At 41.9% G+C, this 7,926-nt stretch carries 5 protein-coding genes; 3 read left to right on the top strand and 2 right to left on the bottom strand.

Annotation, left to right across the window (positions count from 1 at the left end; all coding sequences use genetic code 11):
• Positions 1-474 precede the first annotated feature (474 nt).
• Complete coding sequence (gene pyrF / locus J7R12_RS05410; RefSeq protein ID WP_126603825.1) at positions 475-1,320, top strand: orotidine-5'-phosphate decarboxylase; 846 nt, start codon at positions 475-477, stop codon at positions 1,318-1,320.
• 419 nt (positions 1,321-1,739) lie between these two features.
• The gene (gene hisS / locus J7R12_RS05405) at positions 1,740-3,242 is read left to right on the top strand and encodes a histidine--tRNA ligase (protein WP_126603824.1); all 1,503 of its coding nucleotides are present in this window, start codon (positions 1,740-1,742) and stop codon (positions 3,240-3,242) included.
• A gap of 350 nt (positions 3,243-3,592) precedes the next feature.
• Here hisS and J7R12_RS05400 read toward each other — a convergent pair whose 3' ends face one another.
• The gene (locus tag J7R12_RS05400) at positions 3,593-4,117 is read right to left on the bottom strand and encodes a peroxiredoxin (RefSeq protein WP_126603823.1); all 525 of its coding nucleotides are present in this window, start codon (positions 4,115-4,117) and stop codon (positions 3,593-3,595) included.
• A 200-nt stretch (positions 4,118-4,317) separates the two neighbouring features.
• On the opposite strand from J7R12_RS05400, the gene J7R12_RS05395 reads away from it, so the two are divergent.
• Positions 4,318-5,940 (top strand): alpha-D-glucose phosphate-specific phosphoglucomutase, encoded by a 1,623-nt coding sequence (locus J7R12_RS05395; RefSeq protein ID WP_126603822.1) that lies wholly within the window; start codon positions 4,318-4,320, stop codon positions 5,938-5,940.
• A 393-nt stretch (positions 5,941-6,333) separates the two neighbouring features.
• On the opposite strand, the gene fumC is transcribed toward J7R12_RS05395, so the two are convergent.
• Positions 6,334-7,722 carry a class II fumarate hydratase gene (fumC, locus tag J7R12_RS05390; RefSeq protein WP_126603821.1) on the bottom strand — a complete coding sequence of 463 codons (1,389 nt, stop codon included), beginning with the start codon at positions 7,720-7,722 and terminating at the stop codon, positions 6,334-6,336.
• Positions 7,723-7,926: the final 204 nt, after the last annotated feature.

Here is a 7,926-nt window from a genome sequence, read left to right as displayed (position 1 = left end):
TTCTGTTTCTAGAGATGTTTCTCCTAGAAAATGGGTATCGAATGGTGTGTCTTCAGGAATGCGGGTTTCCATGTTTTTATCTCCTTGAATGATGCTGAAGATAAAATGCTTCTTGACAGGTTATGTTTCAAAATAGACTGATTAGCGCCAAAAATGGATGAAAATACTGAAAACAGACAGTGATTATGATGGATTTTTATAATGGGACTATCATGGTGAAATCTTTTTTTGCAAAATTTTTCTCCAGAGAGCGGTTTATTGAGAATTTGAGTTACTGGAGATGGTTTGGAGGAAAGAAACAGAAGGGTGCATAACGAGGTTGTTTTGTGAAATGATCGCTTGTTTTGTTTGCGATGTCGTGGAATTGGAAAATATTTTCAAATTTTATGAAAACATGCTACCGGTCGTTTCAATAAATTAATTTCTTTGCGATTGTATCAGAAATTTTAAAGAGAGGTTGTGTTAGGGTGAAGAATGTTTTGTTCAACTTTTTTAAAACAGCGGGAAAGATATGGACCGCTTTGTGTTGGTTTTGACCCTAGTCATAAAGTTTTGCAATCATGGAACTTAAGCTGTGATTATAAAGGCTTAAAAGAGTTTTGTGATATCCTTTTAACAGCGGTTGTGGGATATGTGGGGGTTATAAAGCCGCAAGTCGCGTTTTTTGAGTTGTATGGTGTGGAAGGCCTTCAAGTTCTCAAAGAACTGATTGAAGATGCACGACATCAAGGTTTGTTGGTTATCGCTGATGCCAAAAAGGGGGATATTGGCTCTACTCTTGAGGCTTATGGGAGAGCTTGGCTTGGTTCAAGCAGCCCATTTAAAGCGGATGCACTAACAGTCAATCCTTTTCTTGGTTTTGATGCTCTCATTCCTCTGTTCAAGATTGCCGAGGAAACAGAAACCGCGGTTTTTGTGGTTGTTCAATCCTCAAATCCAGAGGGCAAATGTATTCAAAATGCACGCGTTGGGGATCAGACAGTTTCTGTTCATTTGGCACAACGTATTTATGATTATAATAGCCAGTTTTTTGCTCAACATCATTCAGTTGGTCCCATCGGGGCGGTTGTTGGCGCAACATTGGGCAGTGAAGCAAAAGAGACAATCGAACAGTTAAAAAACAGCCTGTTTCTCGTTCCAGGTATTGGGGCACAAGGGGGAACAATTACACAATTGACAAACCAGTTTCCGCAAAATTTATGGCAGAATATCATTCCTTCTGTTTCAAGATCCATTACAGATGCGGGGCGTAATAGTGTTGATTTAAAAACGCTTGTCAGTGACTTTGCGGAGAAAGCGAAAAGCACCCTTCTGTCTTGAAGTTCTTTCCTTTAAAAGGAGCGCTTCTTTCAGGGGATGATTGTCCTGCTTATCTAAAATCAACCGTTGCTCTTCATGCTTTTCAAAAAGCATGTTTCTCATTTGATCGTGGGAGAGCATAAAGTTGTTTAAAGATGAGGGAGATAATGGAGGGGGAAGAGCTTGGGAAATGTGTTGAGGACTATTTAAAGCAGATGTGTTCAGCGGAGAAGGTTGTATGAGGGAGAGATGGGAATTTGCAATTTATGAGATTGAAGAGGCAAACGTTTTTATCCTCTAAAGATGAGGTGTATGCTCTTTATACAGCAAAGCTTAGTGTATATTGCAGAGGTTTCAGATTGACAAAGTCATTGCAGCCTTTGTTCCTATAAGATAAGACACAAGTTATCCGTGAACACAAATTGTTACTAGAGAATAAGATGTCATCAAAACAAGAAAAAACCAAAGCCCGTTTGCCTCGTGGTTTTGTTGATCGCTCAAGTGCACAATTATATGCAACTGAGACTATGATTGCGCAGATTCGTGAAGTTTATGAACTTTACGGCTTTGAAGCGCTTGAAACACCGATTTTTGAATATACGGATGTGTTGGGTAAGTTTTTACCTGATGAAGATCGCCCAAATGCAGGGGTATTTTCGCTCCAAGATGATGATGAGCAGTGGATGTCTTTGCGCTATGATCTCACTGCTCCTCTTGCTCGTTATTTTGCAGAGAATTTTGAAACTTTGCCAAAGCCTTATCGCAGTTATCGTCTTGGCTTTGTTTTCCGTAATGAAAAACCAGGACCGGGGCGGTTTCGGCAATTTATGCAGTTTGATGCCGATATTGTTGGGTCACCAACAGTGGCGGCAGATGCTGAAATTTGCATGATGGCAGCAGAGAGTTTGGAAAAATTAGGATTTCAGCATCAGGATTATGTCATTCGCTTGAATAACCGAAAAATTCTAGAGAGTGTGTTAGAATTGATTGGTTTGGGGGGCAATGAGAAGGCTGTTAAGCGCTTAACTGTTTTGAGAGCAATTGATAAACTTGATAAATTTGGTCCTGAAGGTGTGCGTTTGCTGTTGGGTAAGGGGCGTTTGGATGAAAGTGGTGATTTTACAAAAGGGGCAGAACTTAAGGACAAAGACATTGATTGTATCCTTGCTTTGCTCTCAGCAGAAGCGGGAACAGCAGAACAAACACTTGAGGCATTGAGAAAAGTCGTTGGTCAGAGTGTTCAAGGACTTGAAGGTCTTCGTGAGCTTGAGGAAATGCAGACAATCTTTGCTGCAAATGGCATGCAAGACCGCATCAAAATTGATCCCTCGGTGGTGCGGGGCTTAGAATATTATACGGGACCTGTCTTTGAGGCTGCTTTGCTTTTTGATGTGTTCAATGATGATGGACAAAAGGTTGTCTTTGGCTCTGTTGGTGGGGGTGGGCGCTATGATGGGTTGGTTGCCCGTTTTCGTGGAGAAAATATTCCGGCAACGGGTTTTTCCATAGGGGTTTCACGCTTGATCGCTGCTTTGCAAAATCTTGGAAAATTGCCCGTGAAAGAAAAGACTGGACCTGTTGTGGTTTTGATGATGGATAAAGAACCAGAGGCGATTGCTCGCTCTCAAAAAATGGTTATGCAATTGCGTCATGCGGGAATTCGTTCTGAACTCTATTTAGGAGCGGCGGGGATGAAAGCGCAAATGAAATATGCAGATCGGCGTCAAGCGCCTTGTGTGGTCATCCAAGGGTCGCAAGAGCGTGAGAGCGGAAAAATACAGATCAAAGATTTGATTGAAGGGGCACGCTTGTCTCATGAAATTAAGGATAACCAAACATGGCGCGAAAGTCGACCAGCGCAAATAACCGTTGATGAAGAAAAACTCGTCAAAACGGTACAAGATATTTTGGCAACGCAAGATGCACAAAAGTCTTCAGACTGAAAAGAACACCCTTATCTTCTTAAGGACATTGTTTTTGAGAAATAAGTGTAAAGGGTTATTAGAATTGCTTTCGATTTGTTGATGATGGGGAGAATGCAACAGGGGAGTTATTTTAAAGACAGTATGCGCTGTGATGTTCTTTATGAGGGATGAGGTGCCTTTGGCTCTGTTGGTTGAGGTGGGCGCTGTGATGGGTTGCTTGCAGGCTTTCGTGGTAAAGACATGCTGGCAATGGGATTTTCAATGAAAATTGATAAAAGAGAAACGGCACAAATTTCTCTTTGTGAGGGGATTTATGCCGTGAAGTTTATGCTCTTTCAATTTAAAAAGAAGCGATTCTTAAACCGCAATTAGCCTTGCAGTGCTTTCAAAACATTTTGGGGTGAAGAAATTTCATAAGGATCTGTGGTGCAATTGTCTGAAAACCCTTTTTCTTCGAACCATTGTTCAATGGTACCATCGTTAATAACAGCAGCATAACGCCATGAACGCATGCCAAAACCGATATTGTTTTTGGCAACAAGCATACCCATTTTGCGGGTGAATTCACCAGAACCATCAGGAATTAATTTTACATTTTTGATTCCTTGTGCTTTCCCCCAAGCATTCATAACAAAGGCATCATTGACGGAAAGACAATAAATTTCATCAATGCCAACTTTTTTAAATTCATCATAAAGTTTTTCAAAATCAGGTAGCTGAAAGGTTGAACAAGTAGGGGTAAAGGCTCCTGGAAGAGAAAAAAGAATAACCCGTTTTCCTTTAAAGTACGCATCACTGTTAACTTCTTGCCACCGATAAGGGTTATCTCCACTAACGGATTCATCGCGGACACGTGTATGAAAGGTGACGTTGGGAACGGTTTTTCTCATCATGGTTATGCTCCTGTCTTTTATTGAAAATTACGTTTTAAAACAGCTTTCGTCTTTAAAAGCATGTTTTAGAAGGTGTATAAAAAATCTTTATTGCCAATAAGTGTGCAAGTATTTCTTTGTTGCGTCAAGTAGAATTAATGGTCGACTTTAAACGATATGCACTTTAAAATTGAAGAGAAGAGTATGAAGGCACCTTTACGATGATAACGACAGTTTTGACAACGGCTTTTGATGATCAAAAACCGGGAACATCTGGTTTGCGTAAAAAAGTGTCGGTTTTTCAACAACCCCATTATGTTGAAAATTTTATACAGTCTGTTTTTAACAGCATTGGGGATATTGAGGGGAAATGCCTCATTCTTGGGGGGGATGGACGCTATTTTAACCACATCCTCCTGCAAATTGTGCTGAAAATGGCAGCAGCGCATGGTGTTGCTTGTGTGAAAGTAGGAAGAGGAGGGCTTCTTTCCACACCAGCTGTCTCGCATCTTATTCGCAAAATGCGTGCTCATGGGGGGATTATTCTCTCTGCAAGCCATAATCCTGGTGGTTTGGAGGGGGATTGTGGCATTAAATACAATATTTCTAATGGTGGGCCTGCTCCTGATTCCTTGTGTGAAGCCATTTTTTCCGCATCTAGGTGTCTTTCTTTTTATAAAATTTTTGAGGCGCCAGACGTTGATCTAGAGAGAGAAGGCACAACTTTTCTAGGCTCTATGCGGGTTGATATCATTGATCCTGTGGCAGATTATGTTGCTTTGATGCAGAAGATTTTCGACTTTGATTGCATTGCAAAAGCCGTTGCAGAAGGGCTTACTTTGCGCTTTGATGCCATGCATGCGGTAACAGGGCCTTATGCACATGAAATTTTTGAAAAATGTTTAGGTTTTCCAGAAGGAACTGTGGTGAATGGTGTTCCCTTACCAGATTTTGGGGGAGGGCATCCAGATCCTAATTTGGTTTATGCCAAGGGGCTTTATGATTTTTTGATGTCGGATCACGCACCTGATCTTGGAGCGGCGTCTGATGGTGATGGGGATCGTAATCTTATTATTGGTCGTAAGCAATTTGTCACGCCTTCTGATTCCTTGGCTATTATGGCTGAACATGCACACCTCATTAAAGGATATCGCCAAGGCATTGTAGGGATTGCACGTTCCATGCCAGCGACGCGTGCTGCTGATCTGGTTGCCGAAAAAAAACAGTTGAATTGTTTTGAAACGCCAACCGGTTGGAAGTTTTTTGGCACGCTTTTGGATGCGGGAAAAGTGACCTTTTGTGGTGAAGAAAGCTTTGGAACGGGCTCTCATCATATCCGCGAAAAGGATGGTTTATGGGCTGTGTTGTTTTGGTTAAATCTCCTCGCTGTGACAGGGAAAACAGTTGCACAAATTATTCAACACCATTGGCACACCTATGGGCGCTTTTATTCTTTACGTCATGATTATGAGGAAGTGGAGGAAGAGAAAGCCTATGCACTCATAGAGCAATTGCGTACGCATTTACCACGATCCGGAACAGAAATTGCTGGACTCCTCGTTGAAAAAGCAGATGATTTTACCTATCATGATCCCGTTGATCAGAGTGTGAGCAGCAAGCAAGGTCTTCGTCTTTTTTTCAAGAATGGAGCACGGTTAGTGGTGCGTTTATCGGGAACGGGAACAGTGGGTGCAACTTTGCGGCTTTATTTTGAGCAGTATGAAGGTGATCCACGCAAACATTTTCAAGAGCCGCAAAAAGTGCTTCAGCCTTTGCAACAAGCAGCGCTTCAATTGTTGAACATAAAACAATTGGGACGCGAACATCCCGATATTATCACATGAGAGCATTGTTCCATATAGCTTTTGGGATGGACTTGTTCTCACTTGCAAAACTGCTCGCTTTCGTGGTTTTTGTCCGTAAAGTCGTGTTTCTTACGCATAAACGTGTTTTTGTTATAAAGCTAAAGCATCTGTCTTAAGAATGTTGGTGCGGAGTGGACGGGCAATAGAAAAACATCTAGGGAAAAGCTTCTGTCGTTGACGGGAGCAAGGAATATTCTTTGCACAAATATATCCTAAGAGCTAAAGATTTTCGAATTTTTGCCAGAGGTGATATTTGTAAGAGGGGATATAAGGTTTTTGCAACAGGTGGTGTGAAATGATGAAATCTGCAAGAACATCAGAGCGCGAACGGTCTGATGTTCTCACAAGAGCTTGAGAGGATTGTTCTTGTTTTTATTGTGGATGAATCATTTTTTTGGGATCAACCAGCCGGTCATAATCTTCTCCTGAAACTCCTGCTTTTAAGGCTTCCGCACGCAAAGTTGTATCATTTTTATGCGCTGCTTTGGCAATTTCAGCAGCTTTTTCATAGCCAATTTCTGGGGCAAGTGCTGTCACGAGCATCAAAGAGCGTTCCATGAGAGAGTGAATATGGACGCGATTGGCACGCAAACCTTGTATGCAATGCAGATCAAAAGAGCGCATGCAATCACCAAGAAGCGTAATCGACTGTAAAACATTATAGCCAATAACAGGTTTATAAACATTAAGTTCAAAATGCCCCTGACTGGCGGCAAATGTTACGCTGGTATGATTGCCAAAGACTTGGCAGGCAACCATCGTCATTGCTTCACATTGGGTGGGATTGACCTTGCCTGGCATGATAGAAGAGCCTGGTTCATTTTCGGGCAAGTTGAGTTCTCCCAATCCTGAGCGTGGACCTGAGCCCAAAAACCGGATGTCATTGGCAATTTTGAATAAATCAGCTGCTAAGGCATTCAGACTACCATGGAAATGTGCAAGGGCTCCATGATGGGCGAGGGCTTCAAATTTATTGTCAGCGGTCTTAAAAGTAATCCCTGTAAGGCTACTGATTGTTTCAGCAAAGGCAATATCAAAACCTTGCGGTGCATTGAGCCCTGTTCCAACCGCTGTTCCCCCTTGGGCAAGCATTTGCACATCGCTAAGAGCTGTTTCAATGCGCTGAAGGTTGGCTTCTAGCGCGGCACGATAGCCTGAAAATTCTTGTGCTAGAGTTAAGGGCGTTGCATCTTGCGTATGAGTCCGTCCGATTTTGATGATATCGGCAAATTCTTCTTCCTTTTTCTTTAAAGTGGTAATCAGAGCTTCAAGAATGGGGAATAAATGTTGGCGTGTTTGCAGTGTGGTGGCAATGTGAAGCGCTGTGGGAAAGGAATCGTTTGAGGATTGACTCATATTGACATGGTCATTGGGGTGAACCGGCGTTTTGCTTCCTAATTTCCCTCCCAAAAGCATGTTGGCATGGTTGGCAATCACTTCATTGACGTTCATATTGCTTTGTGTACCAGAACCCGTTTGCCAAACCGAAAGGGGAAAGTGTGTGTCGAACGAACCGGCAAGCACTTCGTCAGCTGCTGTAATGATTGCTTTGCCAATCTTTTGCGAAAGCTTTCCTTTTTCCATATTTACAATGGCTGCTGCTTTTTTGATAAGGCTTAAAGCATAAATGACGGTGAGGGGTTGTTTTTCACTGCCAATATTAAAATTATGCAGAGAACGTTCAGTTTGTGCTCCCCAATAACGATCTTGCCGTACCGCAATCGTTCCAAAGCTATCCGTTTCCTGACGTGTTTCAACCATGATAAGATCCTTTTTGTTCGCAAGGTGTAATAAAAAGCTAGATAACGCGAAATAGAAAAAAGAGGCAAGGCTTTGAAGGCATTTTAAGAGAAATTATTTTATGCTGAATCCTTGACATTGAGAAGAAGCAATTTTATATCTTAACCAATGTTAGCACTCGGAGTTTAAGAGTGCTAGCAAGAACTTAAGATTAATTCAATATTA

Source organism: Bartonella vinsonii subsp. vinsonii (genome assembly GCF_902825235.1).
Taxonomy (GTDB): domain Bacteria; phylum Pseudomonadota; class Alphaproteobacteria; order Rhizobiales; family Rhizobiaceae; genus Bartonella; species Bartonella vinsonii.
The sequence above is the reverse complement of the archived record's forward strand: the minus strand, read 5'-3'. Positions and strand labels throughout refer to the sequence as shown.